This is a genomic window from Aminobacter sp. LjRoot7 (assembly GCF_964252895.1).
Taxonomy (GTDB): Bacteria; Pseudomonadota; Alphaproteobacteria; order Rhizobiales; family Rhizobiaceae; genus Aminobacter; species Aminobacter aminovorans_B.
Genome location: NZ_CAXUPX020000013.1, coordinates 117,213 through 137,395, shown reverse-complemented (window position 1 = coordinate 137,395; position 20,183 = coordinate 117,213). Strand labels below are relative to the sequence as shown.

Sequence of the window (20,183 nt, the reverse complement as noted above, 5' to 3'; positions counted from 1 at the left end):
GCCGGCGAGAGCATCCGCAGCGTGGTCGTCTACTGAGCTCCCCAGACCGGCCAGGCTCCCATGGCCGGTCCTCTAAGCGCCACGGCTTTTCGCCGGCCTTCAAGCCTCCCAGCTTGGCCCGCGTGTTCCCAAAGCCGTGGCGTCGACCGGCGGTGCGTCCGAGGTTTCTGCAACCCTCGTCCGCACCGCCGGCATCTCTTTTGAGCGGTTGCAGGTCCAGCGCCCCGGGGTTATGCCGGGTCGGGATTGTTTGACGAGAAGGCAAAGCAGATGAAGACCATTTCCACGTCGAAGTCGCATGGCGGCATCCAGGGCGTCTATTCGCACGCATCCTTGGCCTGCGCCTGCGACATGACCTTCGCCGTCTTCGTTCCGCCGCAGGCAAAGCATGGCCCGGTGCCGGTGCTGTGGTATCTCTCGGGCCTGACCTGCACGCATGCCAATGTCATGGACAAGGGCGAATACCGCCGCCTGGCCGCCGAGTTGGGCCTGATCATCGTCTGCCCCGACACCAGCCCGCGCGGCGAAGGCGTGGCCGACGAAAAGGACAACTGGCAGTTCGGCTCAGGTGCCGGCTTTTATGTCGACGCGACGCAGGTGCCATTCGCGGAAAACTATCGCATGTACTCCTATGTCACCGAGGAATTGCCGGCGTTGATCGCCGCAAACTTCCCGGCCGACATGTCGCGCCAGGCGATCTTTGGCCACTCGATGGGCGGCCACGGTGCGCTGACCATCGCGCTGAAAAACCCGGAGCGTTTCAAGAGCTGCTCGGCCTTCGCGCCCATCGCCCAGCCCTCGACGGCCGGCTGGTCGAAGCCGGCGCTGGAGAAGTATCTCGGTGCTGATGAAGCTGCATGGCGCGCCTATGACACGACGCTGCTGATCGAGGACGGCAAGCGTTTCCCGGAGTTCCTTGTCGACCAGGGTTCGGCCGACAGCTTCCTGCAGGAGGGCCTGCGCCCCTGGTTGCTCGAAGACGCCTGCAAGAAGGCGGGCATCGGGCTGACGCTGCGCATGCAGGACGGCTACGACCATTCCTACAACTTCATCTCGACCTTCATGGACGATCATCTGAGGTGGCACGCAGCTTGTCTGGGTTGAGCACCGAAAGCCGCCGTCAAGGCTTTGATGCAAGCAGCTTGGCGAAGACATGGCGCTTCGCCTTGCCGATGCTGATCTCCAACGTTTCATATTGTGCCAGATGTGCCGCTATCGCGCTGGCGAGCATGCAGCCGGTGCCACGCATGGTAACCGCGATGCGCGACGCATCGAAGCGGACAGGTTCGCGGCCCGGCTGGAGCAGCAGGTCCGTAGCGGTCGCTCCCGTGGCGTGGCCGCCCTTGAGGAGGATGGCGGGCGCCCCCGTGTCGAACAGTTTTCCGGCTTGCCTGACGATGTCGTCTTCGCTGATGGTCGGCGTCAGGCCGGTCAACAGCGCGAGCTCTGGCAGGTTGGGTGTCACCAGCGTGCAGAGTGGGAACAGTTTGCGCTTGAGGGCGTCGATGGCGTCGCCGTCGAGCAACTGACGTCCGGAGGTCGAGGCAAGTACCGGGTCGAGCACCACAGGTACTGGCAGGTTGCTCGCCAGCACCGAGGCGACCGTGTCGATCGTTGCCGCCGTTCCCAGCATGCCGATCTTGACCGCTGCCACCGGATTGGCGGCAAACGCCGCTCGCATCTGCTCGGCAACGAGCTCGGGTGGCATCTGTTCGATGCGCTCGACGCGGGCATGCGTCTGGACCGTCACCGCCGTGACGGCGAGGCTGCTACGCAGGCCGAAGGCCGACACGGTCTCGACGTCGCGGACGATGCCGGCGCCGCCGCTCGAATCCGAGCCGGCGACAATGAGCACATGCGGGGTCATCGCCACTGAGCCGTCGCCGCCAGCCATTCGCGCGTCCGCGCCTCTGGATCGGCGTTGAGCGTGATGTCGGTGACGACGGCAGCACTGTCCGCGCCTTGCGCGAGAACGCCCGGAATGCGTTCGATGTTGAGCCCACCAATGGCGACCAGTGGGACCGCGCCGACGCGCTCTTTCCAGATGGCTATGCGGTCGAGCCCCTGCGGCGCCCATTTCATCGCCTTGAGGATGGTCGGATAGACAGGACCGAGCGCGACATAGTCGGGCTTGGCGGCGAGCGCCGTATCGAGTTCGGCATCGTCATGGGTGCTGAGACCGAGCTTCATGCCGGCGTGGCGGATCGCTGCCACGTCAGCCTCGGCGAGGTCCTCCTGGCCGAGATGGACGAAGTCGCAGCCCTCGTCGATGGCGAGGCGCCAGTAATCATTGACGATGAGCTGGCATCCATGGCGCTGGCATACAGCCTTGGCTGTGCGGATTTCGCGGCGCAGGCCGGCGTCGTCCATTTCCTTGATGCGTAGTTGCACCAGCTTTACGCCCAAGGGCACCAGCCGCTCGATCCATGCGGCGGAATCGACGATGAGGTAGAACGGGTCGAGCTTCATGAAAACGCTGCCATGCCGATGACGGGGGTTGAGGGAACTGCCATGTCGCGCGGTTCGAGCGGGCCGGCGCGGAATGCCTGCCGCCCCGCTTCGACCGCCTTGCCGAAGGCAGCTGCCATGGCGACGGGGTCGCCTGCCTTGGCAACGGCGGTGTTGAGCAGCACGGCGTCGTAGCCGAGCTCCATGACGGTGGTCGCATGCGACGGCCGGCCGATGCCGGCGTCGACGATCAGCGGCACGTCTGGGAAATGACCGCGCAGGCTGCGCAGGGCATCGAGGTTCTGCGGACCACGGGCCGAACCGATCGGCGCGCACCACGGCATCAGCACCTTGCAGCCGGCATCGAGCAGCCGCCCGGCAACGACCAGGTCGTCGGTCGTGTAGGGGAAAACCTCGAAGCCTTCGGCCGCGAGGATCTTTGCGGCTTCGACGAGCCCGAACACGTCGGGCTGCAGCGTGTCGTGGTTGCCGATGACCTCAAGCTTGATCCAGTTCGTCGCAAAGACCTCGCGCGCCATGCGCGCCGTCGTCACCGCTTCCTTGACCGAATGGCAGCCGGCGGTGTTGGGCAAAACGCGCACCCCGAGCGACTGGGTCAGCGACCAGAACTGTCCGCCGGTCTTGCCGCCCGAGGTCTCGCGGCGCAGCGAGACAGTGACGATGTCGGCGCCCGACGCCCTGATCGCCTCGGCCATGATCGCGGGCGAGGGGTATAGGGCGGTGCCGAGGAACAGGCGCGAGGAGACCTGTTGGCCGTAGAGTTCGAGCATGCTCACCCTCCCTTCATCGGTGCGAGGATTTCGATGCGGTCGCCCTCTGCCAGCGCGCAGGCGTCACGTTCCCTTGCCGGTACGACTTCGCCGTTGAGCGCGGTCGCGAGCCAACCGCCCTCGTAGTCGAGCTCAGCTAGCAGTGCGGCGAGCGTGCCGGCTGCCACTTCGTGATTTTCGCCGTTAACGGTGAGCTTCATGGGAGAGCTCCTTCTTCGTTTCGTGGCCCTGGATCATGTCGGCCGCCTGCCGCGCCATGGCAGGTGCGAGCAGGAAGCCGTGGCGGTAGAGGCCGTTGATGCTGATTTTGTTTCCGTCGCGTTCGACGCGCGGCAAATTGTCGGCAAAGGCCGGCCGTACGCCGACACCTGTCTCGACCAGTTCGGCCTCGCCGAAGGCCGGATGCAGCGCATAGGCAGCGTTGAGCAGCTCCATCACCGAACGCGCGGTGATCGGCCCCGCTGCATCGCTCTCGATCATCGTCGCGCCTACCATGAACAGATTTTCGGAGCGCGGCACGACATAGACCGGGAAACGCGGATGCAGCAGCCGCACCGGTCGCGCCAGCGAGACCTCAGACGTCCTGAGGATCAGCATCTCGCCACGTACGCCGCGCAAGCCTGGCCGTGTTTCTGCCATTCCGCTGCAGTCGGCCTCGATGTCAGGCGTCCCGGGTGCCTGCACCGCGCCATAGCCGAACTCGAAGCGCACGCCCATCCGCACGAGCTTTTCCTGCAGTCCGAGCAGCGCCTTGCGCGGATCGAGATGCGCTTCGTCCGTGAAGAACAAGGCGCGTCCGAAACGTCCCTCGAGGTCGGGCTCAAGCGCGGCGACCGTCTCGGCGTCCACCTCGCGAAAGCCCGACGTGCGGCGGCCGAAGCGATCGAGTTCGGCCACGTCCCGAGCCGGCGCCACGACCAGCGTGCCGTTGCGCATGACGTGCCCGGGCAGGGCGGCCGACCACCAGTCGGCGGCACCGCGCCCGAGCGAGAGCACCGCCTCTTCGGCGCTCTCGCGTTCGCACCAGGGCGCCAGCATGCCGCCGGCCTGCCATGAGGCATTGCCGGCAACCTGCCTGCGCTTGTCGACCACGGTCACGCTTGCGCCGCGTGTCGCCAGCTCATGTGCGAGCGTCAACCCGGCGACGCCCGCACCGCGGATCAGCACCTTCATGGCTGGCCTGCCATCTCCGCGGGCTCAGTGCTTTCCACGGCCATATAGAGGTCGCCGCCGTCGCGGTATTTCGCCGCCATGGCTGCCAGCCCTTCTTTCTGTGCCTCGGCGCGGATGTCGTGGGAGATGCGCATCGAGCAGAATTTCGGGCCGCACATCGAGCAGAAATGCGCCACCTTGTGCGCTTCCTTGGGCAGCGTCTGGTCGTGGTAGGAGCGTGCCGTTTCCGGGTCGAGCGAGAGGTTGAACTGGTCCTCCCAGCGGAACTCGAAACGCGCCCGCGACAGCGCGTCGTCCCTGACCTTGGCGGCCGGATGGCCCTTGGCGAGGTCGGCGGCGTGGGCCGCGATCTTGTAGGTGATGACGCCCACCTTGACGTCGTCGCGGTCGGGCAGGCCAAGATGCTCCTTGGGTGTGACGTAGCAGAGCATCGCCGTGCCGAACCAGCCGATCATCGCTGCACCGATGCCCGAGGTGATGTGATCGTAGCCAGGTGCGATGTCGGTGGTCAAAGGCCCGAGCGTGTAGAAGGGCGCCTCGCCGCAGACCTCGAGCTGCTTGTCCATGTTCTCCTTGATCTTGTGCATCGGCACGTGGCCCGGGCCCTCGATCATCACCTGGCAGTCCTTGGCCCAGGCGATCTTGGTGAGCTCGCCGAGCGTCTCCAGTTCGGCGAACTGGGCAGCGTCGTTGGCATCCGCAATCGAGCCGGGGCGCAGGCCGTCGCCGAGCGAGAAGGCGACGTCATAGGTGCGGCAGATGTCGCAGATTTCGTCGAAATGCTCGTAGAGGAAGCTCTCCTTGTGGTGATGGAGGCACCATTTGGCCATGATAGAGCCGCCGCGCGAGACGATGCCGGTGACGCGGTCGACGGTCAGGTGGATGTAGGCCAGGCGCACGCCGGCATGGATGGTGAAGTAGTCGACACCCTGCTCGGCCTGCTCGATCAGCGTGTCGCGGAACACCTCCCAGGTCAGGTCCTCGGCGATGCCGTTGACCTTCTCAAGCGCCTGGTAGAGCGGCACGGTGCCGATCGGCACCGGCGAATTGCGGATGATCCAGTCGCGGATGTTGTGGATGTTGCGGCCGGTCGACAGGTCCATCACCGTGTCGCCGCCCCAGCGCGTCGCCCACACCATCTTCTCGACCTCCTCGGCCATCGACGAGGTGACGGCGGAATTACCGATGTTGGCGTTGATTTTCACCAGGAAATTGCGGCCGATGATCATCGGCTCGCTCTCGGGGTGGTTGATGTTCGACGGGATGATGGCGCGGCCGCGGGCGACCTCGTCGCGGACGAATTCCGGGGTGACGAAATCAGGAATGACGGCGCCGAAGCTCTCGCCGTCGCGTTGGAGCTTCGCCCGGATCTGCTCGCGGCCGAGGTTCTCGCGGATGGCGACGAATTCCATTTCAGGCGTGACGATGCCGGCGCGGGCATAAGTGAGCTGGGTGACGGCGCGGCCGCCGGTGGCGCGCAACGGAGCGTTGCGCACGGGGAATTCCGGCGTCAGCCGCTCGCCTGAGACGAAGCCGTTGTCTTCGGCCTTGACCGCGCGGCCTTCATAGCGCTCGACGTCGCCACGGGCGACGATCCAGTCTTCGCGCAGCCGCGGCAGGCCGCGCTCGATGTCGGTCTTCACCGATGTGTCGGTGTAGGGGCCGGACGAATCATAAACGGTGACCGGCGGCTCGCCGGCGCTCGGATGAACCGAGATCTCGCGCATTGGCACGCGGATGGCGGGATGGAGTTTGCCTGGTTTGTAGACTTTTCGTGACGCGGGAAGTTCGCCAACGGTGACGGTCGGGGTGTGGGCATTCATGAGTGAGCCTCCTGGTTGGAGACCCAGTCCATGCGATGAGGAGGAGGAGAGGTTTTGCCTGGGGACTTCGGGCATGAATGAGCCCGAATGCCTAAGCCGGATAGCCGACCCGCGAAGCCTCGCACCGTCCCTACGCCAGTATGAACTGGATCAGGTTCAACGGGTCACTGCGCTGCGCGAGCCAGCAGAATCTCAGCCCCTTGTCGGGACCCCCCTGGTGAGCCCTAAGCATGGAGGCGGAACCGGCGTCGTGTCAACGGCCTTTCGCCGAGGTCGAGAGAATGCCAAAGTCGGGGGCATAGAGACCCATTGCGGTTTCGAAGACGATCGGATAATAGGTCAGCGTTACTGACATAAATTGTCTGCTGCGCAGGGAGGACCATTTGGCCTGCGCGCGAGACAGGAGGAGCATCCGTGACGGACAATCCCGCGCCGCTGAAGTTCCATGTGCCCGAGCCGGAAGTGCGCCCGGGCGGCACGCCCGACTTCTCCAACGTGCCGATCCCCAAGGCGGGTTCGGTCGACAGGCCGCCGGTCGACGTCGACCCACGGACGATCCGCGACCTGGCTTATTCGATCATCCGCGTGCTCAACCGTGAGGGCGATGCGGTTGGCCCGTGGGCCGGCACGCTGACCGACGAGGAGCAGCTCGAAGGCCTGCGCCATATGATGACGCTGCGCACCTTCGACGCGCGCATGCAGATGGCCCAGCGCCAGGGCAAGACCTCGTTCTACATGCAGCATATGGGCGAGGAGGCGGTCAGCTGCGCCTTCCGCAAGGCGCTCATTCAGGGTGACATGAATTTCCCGACCTATCGCCAGGCCGGCCTGCTGATCGCGGGCGGCTACCCGATGGTCGACATGATGAACCAGATCTATTCCAACGAGATGGATCCGCTGAAAGGCCGCCAGCTGCCGATCATGTATTCGGCTAAGGATCACGGTTTCTTCTCGATTTCCGGCAATTTGACCACCCAGTACATCCAGGCGGTGGGCTGGGCGATGGCGTCCGCCATCAAGGGCGACACCAAGATCGCGGTTGGCTGGGTCGGTGACGGCGCCACCGCAGAGAGCGACTTCCACGCCGCTCTTGTGTTTGCCTCGACCTACAAGGCACCGGTCGTTCTCAACATCGTCAACAACCAGTGGGCGATCTCAACCTTCCAGGGCATCGCCCGCGGCGGCTCCGGCACCTTTGCCGCGCGTGGCCTCGGCTTCGGCATCGCAGCACTGCGCGTCGACGGCAACGACTATCTCGCCGTCCACGCGGTGGCGAAATGGGCGACCGAGCGTGCCCGCAACAATCTCGGGCCGACGCTGGTCGAATACGTCACCTACCGCGTCGGCGCGCATTCGACGTCGGACGATCCCTCCGCCTACCGGCCCAAGACCGAGTCGGACGCGTGGCCGCTGGGCGACCCGGTTATCCGGCTGAAGAACCACCTCATCCGCCGCGGCTTGTGGTCGGACGAGCGCCATAAGCAGACCGAGGCGGAAATCCTCGAGGCGGTGATTGCTGCGCAAAAGGAAGCCGAAAGCCACGGCACGCTGCATGCCGGCGGCAAACCGTCGACGCGCGATATGTTCGAGGGCGTCTATGCCGAGATGCCGCCGCATCTCCGTCGCCAGCGCCAGAAGGCGGGAGTGTAGCCCATGCCGCGCATGACAATGATCGAGGCCATCCGCAGCGCCATGGATGTCGCCATGGGCCGCGACGACAACGTCGTCGTCTTTGGTGAGGATGTCGGCTATTTCGGCGGCGTCTTCCGCTGCACCCAGGGTCTCCAGCAGAAATACGGTCGGGCGCGTTGTTTCGACGCGCCGATCAGCGAGCTTGGCATCGTCGGTGCTGCCGTCGGCATGGCTGCCTATGGCCTGAAGCCGTGCATCGAAATCCAGTTCGCCGACTACGTCTACCCAGCATATGACCAGATCGTTTCGGAAGCGGCACGGTTGCGCTACCGCTCGAACGGCGAGTTCACCTGCCCGATCGTCATCCGCATGCCGACCGGCGGCGGGATCTTCGGCGGCCAGACCCACAGCCAGAGCCCCGAGGCGCTGTTCACCCACGTGTCCGGCCTCAAGGTGGTGGTGCCGTCGAACCCACTTGACGCCAAGGGGCTGCTGATCGCCTCGATCGAAGACCCGGATCCGGTGATCTTTCTGGAGCCGAAACGATTGTACAATGGTCCCTTCGACGGCCATCACGACCGGCCCGTGACGGCCTGGTCGAAGCACGAGCTGGGCGAGGTGCCGGAAGGCCACTACACGACGCCGCTCGGCAAGGCGGAGATCCGCCGGCCGGGGTCCGCCGTCACCGTGCTCGCCTATGGCACCATGGTCTATGTCGCCCAGGCGGCGGCCGACGAGACAGGCATCGACGCCGAGGTCATCGATCTCAGGACGCTGTTGCCGCTCGATCTCGAGACCATCGTTGCCTCGGTCAAGAAGACCCGCCGCTGCGTTGTGGTGCATGAGGCGACGCTGACCTCCGGCTTCGGCGCCGAACTCGTGTCGCTGGTGCAGGAAAACTGCTTCTACCATCTCGAAGCGCCCGTCGCCCGCGTCACCGGTTGGGACACGCCGTATCCGCATGCCCAGGAATGGGACTACTTCCCCGGACCCAAGCGTGTCGGCGAAGCTTTGATCGAAACGATGGAGGCCTGAGCATGGGCGAACATGTCATCAAGCTTCCCGATGTCGGCGAAGGCGTGGCCGAGGCCGAGCTTGTCGAATGGCACGTCAAGATCGGCGACCTCGTGCGTGAGGACGCGGTGCTTGCCGCAGTCATGACCGACAAGGCGACGGTCGAGATTCCGTCGCCCGTCGACGGCGAAATTGTCTGGCTCGGCGCCGAGATCGGCGACACGGTTCCGGTCGGCTCGCCGATCGTCAGGATCAAGGTCGCCGGCGATGCGCCTGCGGCCGCCGAGCCGGCCGTCGTATCCAAGCCGGAGGCCAAGGCGCCAGAGGTTGCCAAAGCCGCTACTGAGCCGGCTAAGAAAGAAGAAGAAAAAACTCCAGCCGCCACGAAGCCCGCCGTGACCACTGCAGCCCTCAAGCCTGTAGCGCGTGCCACGACCGGCCTGCCGCGTCCGGAAGGCGAGCGTCCGCTCGCCTCTCCTGCCGTCAGACTACGCGCGAGGGAAGCCGGCATCGACCTGCGCCAGGTGCCAGGCACCGGCCCGGCCGGCCGCGTCACCCATGAGGATCTCGATGCGTTCGCCGCCCGCGGTGCCGCCGTCGTCGTCGCCGGCCTCCAGGAAAAGACCGGCGTCGAGGAGATCAAGGTCATCGGCCTGCGCCGCCGCATCGCCGAAAAGATGGCGCTGGCCAAGTCGCGCATCCCCCACATCACCTATGTCGAGGAGGTCGATGTCACAGCGCTCGAGGAACTGCGCGCCAAGCTCAACGCCACGAAGAAGCCGGACCGGCCGAAACTGACATTGCTGCCGTTCCTGATGCGGGCGCTGGTCAAGGCGGTGGCTGAACAGCCGCAGCTCAATGCGATCTATGACGACGACGCCGGCATCATCCAGCGCCACGCCGGCGTGCATATCGGCATGGCCGCCCAGACCTCCGGCGGCCTCATGGTGCCGGTGGTGAAACACGCCGAGGCGCGCGATCTCTGGGATTGTGCCGCCGAGGTCAACCGCCTCGCCGACGCCGCCAAGGCGGGCACGGCGACGCGCGAGGAGCTGACCGGCTCGACAATCACCATCACCTCCTTGGGTGCGATGGGCGGCGTCGCCACCACGCCAGTCATCAACTACCCGGAAGTGGCGATCGTTGGGGTCAACAAGATCATGATCCGGCCGATGTGGGACGGCTCCCAGTTCGTGCCGCGCAAGATGATGAACCTGTCGTCCAGCTTCGACCACCGCGTCATCGACGGCTGGGATGCGGCGGTCTTTGTCCAGCGCCTCAAGGCGCTGCTCGAAGCGCCGGCAATGATCTTCGTGGAGGGCTGAGGCTGTGAAGGAAATCTCCTGCAAGCTTCTCGTCATCGGCGCCGGCCCCGGCGGCTATATCTGCGCCATCCGCGCCGGCCAGCTCGGCATCGACACGGTCATCGTCGAAGCGGTCAAGCCCGGCGGCACCTGCCTCAATGTCGGCTGCATCCCCTCCAAGGCGATGATCCATGCCGCCGACGAATATCTCAAGGTTTCGGAGATGGCGTCGGGCACAAGCCCGCTCGGCATCTCCCTGTCGGCGCCAGCACTCGATCTCGCCAAGACAGTTGCCTGGAAAGACCGCATCGTCGGTCGCCTGACCACAGGTGTTGCCGGCCTGCTCAAGAAGGCCCGGGTCAAGTCGGTGCAGGGTTGGGCGCGCTTCCGCGACGGCAAGACCGTCGAGGTCGACACCGAAACCGGCCTGCAGGTGATCCGCGCCGAAACCATTGTCATTGCCACCGGTTCGGTGCCGGTCGAATTGCCGTTCCTGCCCTTTGGCGGATCGGTGATCTCGTCGACCGGGGCGCTGGCGCTGAAGCAGGTGCCGGCAGCACTCGCCGTCGTCGGCGGCGGTTATATTGGCCTCGAACTCGGCACTGCCTTCGCCAAGCTCGGCGCCAAGGTGACCGTCGTCGAAGCCTTGCCGCGCATCCTTCCGCAATATGATGCCGAGCTGACCCGGCCCGTCGCCAAGCGCCTCGAAGCGCTCGGCGTCAAGGTGCTGACCGGCGCCAAGGCCAAGGGGCTTTCAGCCAAGGGCGATGCGCTTCTGGTCGAGGCCGCCGACGGCAGCGAGCAGAAGATTGCGGCCGACAAGGTCCTGGTGACTGTCGGGCGCAAGCCGCTGGTCGAAGGCTGGGGCCTCGAGGAGATCGACCTCGACCGCGACGGCCGCTTCATCCGCATCGACGAGCAGTGCCGCACCTCGATGCGCGGCATCTACGCCATCGGCGATGTCACCGGCGAGCCGATGCTGGCGCACCGCGCCATGGCCCAGGGCGAAATGGTCGCCGAGATCGTCGCCGGCCACAAGCGCAGCTGGGACAAGCGCTCGATCCCCGCCGTCTGCTTCACCGATCCGGAGGTCGTCACCGCGGGCCTTTCACCCGACGAGGCCAAGGCACTGGGCATCGAGATCAAGACTGCGCAGTTCCCGTTCTCGGCCAATGGCCGGGCAATGACCTTGATGGGCGAGGACGGATTCGTGCGCATGGTGGCGCGCGCCGACAACCATCTGGTGCTCGGTATCCAGGCGGTCGGCACCGGCGTCTCCGAGCTTTCCGCGGCCTTCAGCCTGGCGATCGAGATGGGCGCGCGGCTGGAGGATATCGCGGGCACCATCCATGCGCATCCGACGCAGGGCGAGGCCTTCCTGGAGGCGGCGCTGCGCACGCTCGGTCACGCGCTTCACATCTGATCCCTGAATGAGGGACGCGGCCTTGCGCCGCGTCCCTTCCTGCCTTGCCCAAACGAGCGGCATGGGCTAACAAGCCCTCGCACTGGACGACCAGTGCCTTGCACGTTCGGGGACGGCCCCATCCAAGAGATGGCGCCGCAGACTTGTCACCCGAACTGATTCACACCTTGAAACCGCGAAAACATGCAGCCTCCGCGCGGCGGACTGCCCTGTGCGCTCGACCTTGTCAGGCTTCCGGATTTGGTTCGGGGGCGCGCGCTTTCGCATTCGCATTGACCAGACCGGAGAGGCGCCATGGCCGGACCGATAGAACAATTTGAAATCAAGCCGATCTTCACCCTGTTCGAGTTTGCCGGCCAGGAGATCGCCTTCACCAACTCCGCCGCCTACATGGTCGGCGTCGCGGTGTTCGGCGGGCTGTTCCTGCTGTTGTCGACAAGTGCGCGTGCGCTTGTGCCGACGCGGCTGCAGTCGATCACCGAGCTGATCTATGAATTCGTCTCGAAGACCTTGCGCGAAAATGCCGGCGAGGGCGGTATGAAATTCTTCCCGCTGGTGTTTTCGCTGTTCGTCTTCATCCTGATCGCCAACCTGGCCGGCATGTTTCCTTATGCCTTCACGGTGACCAGCCACATCATCGTCACCTTCTCTTTCGCCATGATCGTGTTTGGCACGGTGACGCTTTACGGCATCTGGAAAAACGGGCTCGGTTTTTTCAAGTTGTTTTTGCCATCCGGCGTGCCGCTGGCACTGGCGCCGATCATCGTGCCGATCGAGATCGTTTCCTACATCTCGCGGCCGATCAGCCATTCGGTGCGCCTGTTCGCCGTCATGCTCGCCGGCCACATCACGCTCAAAGTCTTCGCCGGCTTTGTCGTCAGCCTGAGTGGCATGGGGACCCTCGGCATCTTCGTCGCCGTTCTGCCGCTGATCATGACAGTCGCGCTGACCGGGCTCGAACTTTTGATGGCCGTAATCCAGGCCTACATCTTCACCATGCTGACCTGCATGTATCTCAACGACGCGCTGCACCCCGGGCACTGAACGGGCGCTGCCAAACAAAAACCCCGGCGCGAGGCCGGGGTTTTTCCGTTCAGCAGAATCGGCCGGCTCAGTTGCGCGGCGGCCAGACCTGGTCGCTCATCCCCATTTTGGGCTCGCCGAGCAGCGGCGTCTTCAGCGCATGGACGCCGCCGACCGAAAACAGCCAGATGATGTTGCGGTCATATTCGGTGAACACCGCAAAGCTGGCATTGTCGAAAGTGTAGTCGGGCATCTCGGATGTCGTGGGGAAACGCGGCACGAAATAGCCTGATATCTTCGGCTGTGCCGGGTCCTTGACGTCGAAGATCTGCAGCCCGGCATTGTAGAAGGCGTAAGGCACGACGCCGTCGCGGCCATGGCCGGGCTGGTGCGTGGTGCCAGAGCGCTTGGGTCCGAAGCTGCCCTTGCGCTGGCAGAAATCGCTGAACTTGGCTTCCTTCGGCGGGGTCGGGCGCGGCAAGGTCGCCACCACCTTGGGTGCCGCCACATCCTTGGCGTCGATCACCAGCACGTCCTTGTAGGGCTCGTAGCAGTTCGAGTTCATCGGATAGCCATTGGCAAGGACATAACCGGTGCGGGCATATTGGGAGGTGTCGACATTGTCGAACTCGGTGCCGGCAAAGCTCGGCGCTGTGCTCACATGCCCCTTCATCTCCGGCTTGTCGGGATTGGAAAGGTCGAAGGTGTAGAGGCCAAGCCCGCCCATCGCGCCGAAGGCTATCTTGCCGCCCTTTTCAACCGGGGTCGGCAGGAACGGCGGCATGCGCGAACCCATCCACGACGTGCGGTTGCCGGCGCGCGGGTTCTTGAGATACGCGTCCTCGCTTGCCTTGTCGCCGACCACCTGGCCGGGCACCGTCACCTGGCTGACAAAGACCGGATTGGCCGGATCCGACATGTCCCAGACCTGGTAGCCCGGCGAGTGCAGGTAGTCAGGATATTCGGTCAGCGCGTAAGAGTCGTCTGGAGCCGCCGACAGATACATGTATTTGCCGCCAAACCAGGCCGGCGCGTCGAGCGAACCCGAGCCCTCTTGCTGACCGATGGGTGCATCGGGGTTTTTGGTGTCGGTGGTGCGCGTGGCGATCAGCTTCCAGTCGTCGGGTGTCGGCCCGTTCATCTCGTAGACCTTGAAGCCCTTGAGCGAATTGTACTTGCGCAGGCTCGCGACGATGTCGGGCTGGGTGCGCTTGTTGTCGAGGATGCCGAAGCGGCCGATCTCGTAGGAAGCGACGACGACATTCTTCTGAAGCTTTGCGCTCCAGGCGATGGTAATGCCGCCGAAATAGTCCTGGACTGTCTTGGCGTCCCAGTCCTCGCTCGAACCCTCCGGCCCCCATACGCCGCCCTTGGAGTAGACGACCTTGGCCTTCGCCGGATCGGTGATGTCGAGCACACGCATATAGTCGCGGTCGTGCACATACATGTAGCGCTTGCCGTCGAAGTCGGCGACGTCGGGCCAGGCATGCCAGGGCGAGCTGATGTGCGGGTAAAACGCGATCTCCTCGACATTCTGGCTGTAGCTCTTGTCGTCCCAGGCCTCGAGCTGTCCCGGAAAGGCTGGGCTGCCGCCCAAAGGCGTGGCGCGCGGCGCACGGAAGCTGCCATCCTCCGCCATGCCATAATCCTTGCCCGGCTCCAGCGCCGGCGGCGCCTTGTCATAGGTCAGCGCGTTCCACTGCTTGAGATAGGGATCGGTGATGTTGATCTCCGTCGGCACCTTGCTGCCCCAGTCGGCGGCCTGAGCCACGCCAGCCGTCAGAGCCAGCAACGAACAGCCGATCGCGATAATCCTAGGTGTCATGACGTCCCTCCCATGGTTGGCCGCCAGCCCGCGTTCCTCGCATCGGGCCATGGCAGCCTGGCCAGTTGAGGAAAGATCGGTCAGTCAGAAAAGTGAATTTTTGGCAGGCAGGTATGAGGGATGGGCATAGATGGGTATTGAAGCGGATGAAAGTGCATGCGCGTGCCTCAAACGGCATGCAAAATGCAGTCGAAACGCTTGCAAGTGCATCAGAGATATCGAGAGCAGCGAAGTGGTGATCCCGACATGAATCTGTGATGGCTGATGAGGTTCGAAGCGCCTATGGTTCGGTTCACTTCGACGACGGTTATTGACGTCATCTCTGCCGCAGCCCCAATGCTAACGTTGCGCGCGATGGCAATCTTGTTTGCTGGCCAGCGAGCCAAATGGAGGACGGATGCCAAAGGTCAAAGGTGAGAGCGCCCTCGACAAGGAGCGCGCCAAAACAGAGAAGCTCCTCAAAAAGGTGGGGTACACGGCCTTGAAGGAGGCCGGGGTGAAATCCAGGCGACCCGACCTCCCGAACCTGAAGATCGAAAAGCGCGGGAAATAGCGCGGCCACTGGCGTACTCGCCCGCAAACTGCCCCGGTTGCTTCCGATCTTGCGAACTGCTTCAAAGTCGGGCCTGGATCGCGGAGGGGGATGCGACGTGGTGGATTCTGATCGGATCGACAAGCTGATCGCAGCGGTGCCCCCCGCTTTGGCGCTTCGTGCCGGGCTGGACCTCGGCATCTTCACCCGGCTCGGCAGCAGCACCGCGACTGCCGACAGTCTTGGGGCCGCGCTCAACGTCGCGCCCGATCGCCTGTCGCGGCTGCTCTACGCGCTCGCCAGCATCGGTCTGCTCGACGTCGAGGATGGCCAGTTTCGCAACGGGGCCGAAGCGGCGGCCTTTCTCGACGCGTCCAAGCCGAGCTATCGCGGCGGCGACCATGCGCTGCTGCGCGAGCTCTGGGGCGCCGACCTTTTGACCGCAGAGTCACTGCGACAGAACCGGCCGGCGGCGCTGCACGACTTTTCCGAAGCGGGACCAGCGTCAGCGGCGGCCTTCAGCCGCCTGCTCGCACCGGGCGGGGTGATATTCGGCCGACAACTGGCCCAGGAGATCGACCTTGAGGCGGTCGGTTCGGTGATCGACATCGGCGGGGGCGCAGGCACGATTCTCGTCGGCCTCCGCGAGCGACGGCCGCAGATTGCAGCAACGCTGATGGAACTCCCAACGGTCGCAGCGGTCGCGCCGGCTATCCTGTCGGAATACGGTGCCGACGACGTGGTTGTCGAAGAGGGCGACATCACTGTCGCGCCATCGATCGGCCGGCACGACCTGGCGATCCTGAAGGCCGTCGTCCAGGTCCTTCCGCCTGATCAGGCGCGCAGTTCGATCCTGAACGCGGCGCGTTGCCTCGCACCCGGAGGCGAGATCGCAATTGCGGGGTGGGGTGTCGTCGATGACGACCGCCTTGGCCCGCCCGAGGGTGTCTTTCTGAATCTCACCTTCCTGAACCTTTATCGCCACGGCGAGGCGTACACTGAAGGCCAGTATCGCGCGTGGATGACCGAGGCTGGATTGCGGGAAATCTCGAGGTCGCGCCTGACGGACGGCACCACGTTGTTTCGCGGGCGCCTCCCGGGCTGATCATGCGCTCACGGCCCCGACCTTGTCATTCGGCGACGCGCCGCATGTCGACCGTACCGACTCTACGGGACCTCGTCGTGGAAGGTTGGAGAAATTTCACAGCAGTGGTGCTGGAAATTACCAGGCTGAAAATTCGTCAGGCTTTTGATTTTCGAGTGGTGATCCCGACAGGAATCGAACCTGTGACCTACAGATTAGGAATCTGCCGCTCTATCCTACTGAGCTACGGGACCACTCGGCTGCACACATAGCGGCTTAGAACGGATTCGCCAACGGTTTTTGGCAGGCCGCGGCTGAAACGTTTTGGCAGCGGCTGGCCCGGCCAAATGCTGTTTCAGCGTCCAGGGCCGGCGAGCAGCCCTGGAGGCGTTTCGAAGAGTAGAGACTAGGCCGCCAGCGCCGTTTCGGCGAGGCGGACCCAGTAGCTGACGCCGTGGGGGATGGCTTCGTCGTTGAAGTCGTAGGCCGGATGGTGGAGATTGGCGGTGTCGCCATTGCCGATGAAGATGAAAGCGCCGGGACGGGCTTCCAGCATGTAGGAGAAGTCCTCGCCGCCCATCAGAGGCTGGATCGCCCGATGTACCTGCGGCTCGCCGGCGACGGTTGCGGCGACATCGCCGGCAAACACCGTCTCGTTTTCATGGTTGAAGGTGACAGGATAGTTGGCGTCGTAGTCGAGCTCGATCGCGGTGCCGGTGGCTTCGGCGATGCCGCGGCAGATGGCGCCCATGCGCTCCTCGGCGAGCTTGGCGATCTCCTTCTTCAGCGTGCGCACGGTGCCGGCAATGACAGCCTGCTCGGGGATGATGTTGTAGGCGGTGCCGGCGTTGAACTTGGTCACCGAAACGACGATCGCCTCGGCCGGATCGGTGCTGCGCGAGGCGATTGCCTGCAGGGCCGTGACCAGCTGGCTGCCGGCGACGATCGGGTCGATGGCGCGGTGCGGCATGGCGGCATGGCCGCCCTTGCCCTGGACGGTGATGGTGAACTCGGCGGTCGCCGCCATGATTGCGCCCGGGCGGATGGCGAACTGGCCGATCGGCAGGCTCGGCATGTTGTGCATGCCAAACACCTTCTGGATGCCGAAACGCTCCATCATGCCGTCCTTGACCATCTCGTTGCCGCCGCCGCCGCCTTCTTCGGCCGGCTGGAAGATGACGGCGACGTTGCCGGCAAAATTGCGCGTCTCGGCGAGATATTTGGCTGCCCCCAGCAGCATCGCGGTGTGGCCGTCATGGCCGCAGGCATGCATCTTGCCGGGTACTGTCGAGGCATAAGGCTTGCCGGTGATCTCCTCGATCGGCAGCGCGTCCATGTCGGCGCGCAGGCCGACGACGCCGCCCGCACCCAGGTTGCCCTTGATGATGCCGACGACGCCTGTCTTGCCGAGGCCGGTGACGATTTCGTCGCAGCCGAATTCCTTAAGCTTGGCTTTGACGAAGTCGGCGGTTTCGAAGACGTCGAAATTGAGTTCCGGCTTCTGGTGCAGGTGACGGCGCCAGCCGGCGATCTCGTCCTGCATTTCGGCGGCTCGGTTCAGGATCGGCATGTTGGTCTCGACTTCCTGTGTGTTGGACCGTCTGTTTGTTGAACCAGGGGTCCGGATTCGCAATTGTGATCGCTCAAGCTCTGCCATCTTGGCGTCACATAGGTTATTTAGCAGCGGCGGCGACGCCGTGGCCATGGGTCTTTCGTACCGGCCAGCGCGTTGCCATCCCGGTTTACGGAAATCTTATGGACGGCCGGCTATGATCGGCAAGAGGCGATTTCGGATTTGATGATGAAGATTAGGTTCGTCAGAAGCATGCTCCTCGGTCTTGCGGCCGCAACCGTGCTGGGCGCTGCCCCTGCATCGGCCAATCCGGCGATGCTTTTCGACGTCAATTCGGGCGCCGTCATCGAGCACCAGGAAGCGTTCAAGCGCTGGCATCCGGCCTCGCTGACCAAGCTGATGACCGCCTATACCGCCTTCCGCGCTGTCCAGGCCGGCGAGCTGGCGCTCAATTCGCCGATCAAGATCTCCAAGAAGGCGGCGGCCTTCCCGCCGGCCAAGATGGGCTACAAGCCAGGCTCGGTGCTGACGCTCGACAACGCGCTGAAGATCATCATGGTCAAGTCGGCCAACGACGTTGCCGCGGCGATCGGCGAGAATGTCGGTGGCACCACGGAGGCCTTTGCGGCCCGCATGAACGCCGAGGCGCAGCGCCTGGGCATGTCGGGCAGCCACTGGGTCAACGCCAACGGCCTGCACGATCCCGAGCAGTACACGACGGCGCGCGATCTCGCGATCCTGGTCAGGGCGATCCGCCTCGAATACCCGCAATACGCCGCCTATTTCGATATCGAGGGCATCATTGCCGGCAAGGCGAAGCTCAAGAATTTCAACCCGCTGGTCGGCCGCTTCCCCGGCACCGATGGCATGAAGACCGGTTTTGTCTGCGAATCCGGCTTCAACCTGATCGCCACTGCCACCCGCGACGGCAGGACGCTCGCGGCCATCGTGCTCGGCGCGGATTCGCCCGACAATCGCGCCGAAGAAGCGGCGAAGATGCTGCAGACCGGGTTCGTGCGCAACGGCGCCTCGGTCAGTGTGAACGGGCTTGCGCCCTATGGCGACAACCGCGACGTCGCGACGAGCATGCGCGAGGAAGTGTGCTCGCCAAAGGCCAAGCATGTCGCTTCCGACGGTCCGGCGCCGACCGAAGCGGGGGCTGCGCCCGACAAGGTCTCGATCATTCCCGAGATGACGCGCCAGCGTAACTGGGTCACCGTCAGCCTCGGCGGCGCCACGGGGCCGATGCCCAAGGCGCTGGGCGGCCGCGACATAGCAGTTGAATCAGGCGTGCCGCTGCCGACATGGCGTCCCGACAGGCCGTCTCCGGTTGGCGCTGCACCCGTCGCCGCAAGCAAGGTTCAGGCGCGCTCGTGAATTCGCAGGCAGTTTTCCCGATCCCGGTATCGGTGCTGACGGGCTTCCTCGGCGCCGGCAAGACGACGCTGCTCAACCGGCTGCTCAAGGATCCCGAGCTGACCGACACGGCCGTCATCATCAACGAATTCGGCGATGTCGCCATCGACCATCTGCTGGTCGAAAAGGCTTCCGACGGCGTCATCGAACTGTCCGACGGCTGCCTGTGCTGCACGGTGCGCGGCGAACTCGTCGACACGCTGGCCGATCTCGTCGACCGCCTGCAGACCGGCCGCATCGAGCGGCTGGCGCGGGTGGTGATCGAAACCACTGGCCTTGCCGATCCGGTGCCTGTTCTGCAGTCGATCATGGGCCATCCCGCCCTCATCCATGCCTTCCGGCTCGACGGCGTCATCACGGTCGTCGACGCGGTCAACGGTTCGGCGACGCTCGATGCCCATGTCGAGGCGGTCAAGCAGGTGGCGGTGGCCGACCGCATCGTGCTGACCAAGGCTGACCTCGTCGACGATGCCGAATGGCTCGACGCGCTCAAGGCGCGGCTTGCCCGCATCAATCCGGGCGCCGAAACCCGCGAAGTCGAGGGCGCTGCGGTGGCCAAGCTCTTGCAATGCGGGCTCTACGACCCGGCGACCAAGACCGCCGACGTGCGCCGCTGGCTGGGCGAGACGACCGAGCACGACCATCACCATGGCCACCATGACCACGGCGATGACCATGACCACCATCATCACGGTGACGGTTATGAACACCACGGCCACCACGATCACCATCACCACGACAGCCGGGTGGGGACCTTCTCGCTGACGCACGCCGGTGCGCTGCCATTCTCGACGGTCGAGATGTTCCTCGACCTGTTGCTGTCGACCCAGGGCGACAAGCTTTTGCGCATCAAGGGCATCGTCGAGCTGGCCGAGGATCGCGACAGGCCGCTGGTCATCCACGGCGTGCAGAAGCTGCTGCATCCGCCGGCACGCTTGCCGTCATGGCCGGATGCGGTTCGCGGTACCCGGCTCGTGCTGATCGGCATCGACCTGCCGCGCGACTATGTCGAACGCCTGTTTTCAGCCTTCGTCAACAAGCCTGCCATCGACACGCCGGACCGCGAGGCGATGGAAAACAACCCGCTGGCGATCGCCGGGCGGTAATTCCAGGTTTTTTTGA

18 protein-coding genes, 1 tRNA gene and 1 riboswitch are annotated in these 20,183 nt (G+C 64.5%); of the genes, 10 read left to right on the top strand and 9 right to left on the bottom strand.

Annotated features, from left to right (window positions below):
• Positions 1-270 precede the first annotated feature (270 nt).
• Entirely contained in the window at positions 271-1,104 is an 834-nt protein-coding gene (gene fghA, locus ACSQ3E_RS27470) for an S-formylglutathione hydrolase (RefSeq protein WP_436125089.1), read from the top strand.
• Between the two features lie 16 nt (positions 1,105-1,120).
• Here the strand turns inward: fghA and ACSQ3E_RS27465 are convergent, their stop codons facing one another.
• Genes ACSQ3E_RS27465 through thiC form a run of 6 tightly spaced genes read right to left on the bottom strand, consistent with a single transcriptional unit; the run spans position 1,121 to position 6,235 of the window.
• Positions 1,121-1,894: a hydroxymethylpyrimidine/phosphomethylpyrimidine kinase gene (locus ACSQ3E_RS27465; protein WP_310329890.1), complete on the bottom strand. Its 774-nt coding sequence runs from the start codon at positions 1,892-1,894 to the stop codon at positions 1,121-1,123.
• Positions 1,864-2,469 carry a thiamine phosphate synthase gene (locus ACSQ3E_RS27460; protein ID WP_436125088.1) on the bottom strand — a complete coding sequence of 202 codons (606 nt, stop codon included), beginning with the start codon at positions 2,467-2,469 and terminating at the stop codon, positions 1,864-1,866. Before ACSQ3E_RS27460 ends, ACSQ3E_RS27465 begins: the two co-directional genes overlap by 31 nt.
• Positions 2,466-3,239, bottom strand: a complete 774-nt coding sequence (locus ACSQ3E_RS27455; RefSeq protein WP_436125087.1) for a thiazole synthase — start codon at positions 3,237-3,239, stop codon at positions 2,466-2,468. The genes ACSQ3E_RS27460 and ACSQ3E_RS27455 overlap by 4 nt, the downstream gene beginning before the upstream one ends.
• A 2-nt stretch (positions 3,240-3,241) precedes the next feature.
• Positions 3,242-3,439, bottom strand: a complete 198-nt coding sequence (gene thiS, locus ACSQ3E_RS27450; RefSeq protein ID WP_436125086.1) for a sulfur carrier protein ThiS — start codon at positions 3,437-3,439, stop codon at positions 3,242-3,244.
• Complete coding sequence (gene thiO / locus ACSQ3E_RS27445) at positions 3,423-4,412, bottom strand: glycine oxidase ThiO (protein WP_436125085.1); 990 nt, start codon at positions 4,410-4,412, stop codon at positions 3,423-3,425. The genes thiS and thiO overlap by 17 nt, the downstream gene beginning before the upstream one ends.
• Positions 4,409-6,235, bottom strand: coding sequence for a phosphomethylpyrimidine synthase ThiC (thiC, locus tag ACSQ3E_RS27440; RefSeq protein WP_436125084.1), 1,827 nt, complete (start codon positions 6,233-6,235; stop codon positions 4,409-4,411). Before thiC ends, thiO begins: the two co-directional genes overlap by 4 nt.
• Before the next feature lie 109 nt (positions 6,236-6,344).
• A riboswitch (TPP riboswitch) is annotated at positions 6,345-6,461 on the bottom strand.
• A gap of 188 nt (positions 6,462-6,649) precedes the next feature.
• Between thiC and ACSQ3E_RS27435 the strand changes: the two genes are divergently transcribed.
• From ACSQ3E_RS27435 to ACSQ3E_RS27415, 5 genes are all read left to right on the top strand, one after another.
• The gene (locus ACSQ3E_RS27435) at positions 6,650-7,885 is read left to right on the top strand and encodes a 3-methyl-2-oxobutanoate dehydrogenase (2-methylpropanoyl-transferring) subunit alpha (protein WP_310329877.1); all 1,236 of its coding nucleotides are present in this window, start codon (positions 6,650-6,652) and stop codon (positions 7,883-7,885) included.
• Between the two features lie 3 nt (positions 7,886-7,888).
• Positions 7,889-8,902 (top strand): alpha-ketoacid dehydrogenase subunit beta, encoded by a 1,014-nt coding sequence (locus ACSQ3E_RS27430; RefSeq protein WP_436125083.1) that lies wholly within the window; start codon positions 7,889-7,891, stop codon positions 8,900-8,902.
• Positions 8,903-8,904: 2 nt separating this feature from the next.
• Positions 8,905-10,206 carry a dihydrolipoamide acetyltransferase family protein gene (locus tag ACSQ3E_RS27425; protein WP_436125082.1) on the top strand — a complete coding sequence of 434 codons (1,302 nt, stop codon included), beginning with the start codon at positions 8,905-8,907 and terminating at the stop codon, positions 10,204-10,206.
• Positions 10,207-10,210: 4 nt separating this feature from the next.
• Positions 10,211-11,608, top strand: a complete 1,398-nt coding sequence (gene lpdA / locus ACSQ3E_RS27420) for a dihydrolipoyl dehydrogenase (protein ID WP_436125081.1) — start codon at positions 10,211-10,213, stop codon at positions 11,606-11,608.
• Positions 11,609-11,902: 294 nt separating this feature from the next.
• Complete coding sequence (locus tag ACSQ3E_RS27415) at positions 11,903-12,652, top strand: F0F1 ATP synthase subunit A (protein WP_436125080.1); 750 nt, start codon at positions 11,903-11,905, stop codon at positions 12,650-12,652.
• Between the two features lie 67 nt (positions 12,653-12,719).
• Here the strand turns inward: ACSQ3E_RS27415 and ACSQ3E_RS27410 are convergent, their stop codons facing one another.
• Positions 12,720-14,456, bottom strand: a complete 1,737-nt coding sequence (locus ACSQ3E_RS27410; protein ID WP_436125079.1) for a hypothetical protein — start codon at positions 14,454-14,456, stop codon at positions 12,720-12,722.
• A 397-nt stretch (positions 14,457-14,853) separates the two neighbouring features.
• Here ACSQ3E_RS27410 and ACSQ3E_RS27405 point away from each other — a divergent pair, with 397 nt between their 5' ends.
• Both ACSQ3E_RS27405 and ACSQ3E_RS27400 read left to right on the top strand, forming a co-directional pair.
• Positions 14,854-15,009, top strand: coding sequence for a hypothetical protein (locus ACSQ3E_RS27405; protein ID WP_310329861.1), 156 nt, complete (start codon positions 14,854-14,856; stop codon positions 15,007-15,009).
• Between the two features lie 49 nt (positions 15,010-15,058).
• Entirely contained in the window at positions 15,059-16,093 is a 1,035-nt protein-coding gene (locus ACSQ3E_RS27400; RefSeq protein ID WP_436125078.1) for a methyltransferase, read from the top strand.
• A 156-nt stretch (positions 16,094-16,249) separates the two neighbouring features.
• Here ACSQ3E_RS27400 and ACSQ3E_RS27395 read toward each other — a convergent pair.
• Positions 16,250-16,326 (bottom strand) — tRNA-Arg (locus ACSQ3E_RS27395).
• 152 nt (positions 16,327-16,478) lie between these two features.
• Positions 16,479-17,642, bottom strand: coding sequence for a M20 aminoacylase family protein (locus ACSQ3E_RS27390; RefSeq protein ID WP_436125077.1), 1,164 nt, complete (start codon positions 17,640-17,642; stop codon positions 16,479-16,481).
• A gap of 228 nt (positions 17,643-17,870) precedes the next feature.
• Between ACSQ3E_RS27390 and ACSQ3E_RS27385 the strand changes: the two genes are divergently transcribed.
• Together ACSQ3E_RS27385 and ACSQ3E_RS27380 are read left to right on the top strand one after the other, a co-directional pair.
• A complete protein-coding gene (locus ACSQ3E_RS27385; RefSeq protein ID WP_436125076.1) occupies positions 17,871-19,022 on the top strand; it encodes a D-alanyl-D-alanine carboxypeptidase family protein in 1,152 nt (383 codons plus the stop codon).
• A complete protein-coding gene (locus ACSQ3E_RS27380) occupies positions 19,019-20,167 on the top strand; it encodes a CobW family GTP-binding protein (RefSeq protein WP_436125075.1) in 1,149 nt (382 codons plus the stop codon). The genes ACSQ3E_RS27385 and ACSQ3E_RS27380 overlap by 4 nt, the downstream gene beginning before the upstream one ends.
• Positions 20,168-20,183 lie beyond the last annotated feature (16 nt).

Excerpts from the sequence above, each read along its gene's own strand:
- fghA (WP_436125089.1), top strand. The coding sequence starts at position 271 with ATGAAGACCATTTCCACGTCGAAGTCGCATGGCGGCATCCAGGGCGTC.
- ACSQ3E_RS27465 (WP_310329890.1), bottom strand. The coding sequence starts at position 1,894 with ATGGCTGGCGGCGACGGCTCAGTGGCGATGACCCCGCATGTGCTCATT.
- ACSQ3E_RS27460 (WP_436125088.1), bottom strand. The coding sequence starts at position 2,469 with ATGAAGCTCGACCCGTTCTACCTCATCGTCGATTCCGCCGCATGGATC.
- ACSQ3E_RS27455 (WP_436125087.1), bottom strand. The coding sequence starts at position 3,239 with ATGCTCGAACTCTACGGCCAACAGGTCTCCTCGCGCCTGTTCCTCGGC.
- thiS (WP_436125086.1), bottom strand. The coding sequence starts at position 3,439 with ATGAAGCTCACCGTTAACGGCGAAAATCACGAAGTGGCAGCCGGCACG.
- thiO (WP_436125085.1), bottom strand. The coding sequence starts at position 4,412 with ATGAAGGTGCTGATCCGCGGTGCGGGCGTCGCCGGGTTGACGCTCGCA.
- thiC (WP_436125084.1), bottom strand. The coding sequence starts at position 6,235 with ATGAATGCCCACACCCCGACCGTCACCGTTGGCGAACTTCCCGCGTCA.
- ACSQ3E_RS27430 (WP_436125083.1), top strand. The coding sequence starts at position 7,889 with ATGCCGCGCATGACAATGATCGAGGCCATCCGCAGCGCCATGGATGTC.
- ACSQ3E_RS27425 (WP_436125082.1), top strand. The coding sequence starts at position 8,905 with ATGGGCGAACATGTCATCAAGCTTCCCGATGTCGGCGAAGGCGTGGCC.
- ACSQ3E_RS27415 (WP_436125080.1), top strand. The coding sequence starts at position 11,903 with ATGGCCGGACCGATAGAACAATTTGAAATCAAGCCGATCTTCACCCTG.
- ACSQ3E_RS27410 (WP_436125079.1), bottom strand. The coding sequence starts at position 14,456 with ATGACACCTAGGATTATCGCGATCGGCTGTTCGTTGCTGGCTCTGACG.
- ACSQ3E_RS27405 (WP_310329861.1), top strand. The coding sequence starts at position 14,854 with ATGCCAAAGGTCAAAGGTGAGAGCGCCCTCGACAAGGAGCGCGCCAAA.
- ACSQ3E_RS27390 (WP_436125077.1), bottom strand. The coding sequence starts at position 17,642 with ATGCCGATCCTGAACCGAGCCGCCGAAATGCAGGACGAGATCGCCGGC.
- ACSQ3E_RS27385 (WP_436125076.1), top strand. The coding sequence starts at position 17,871 with ATGATGAAGATTAGGTTCGTCAGAAGCATGCTCCTCGGTCTTGCGGCC.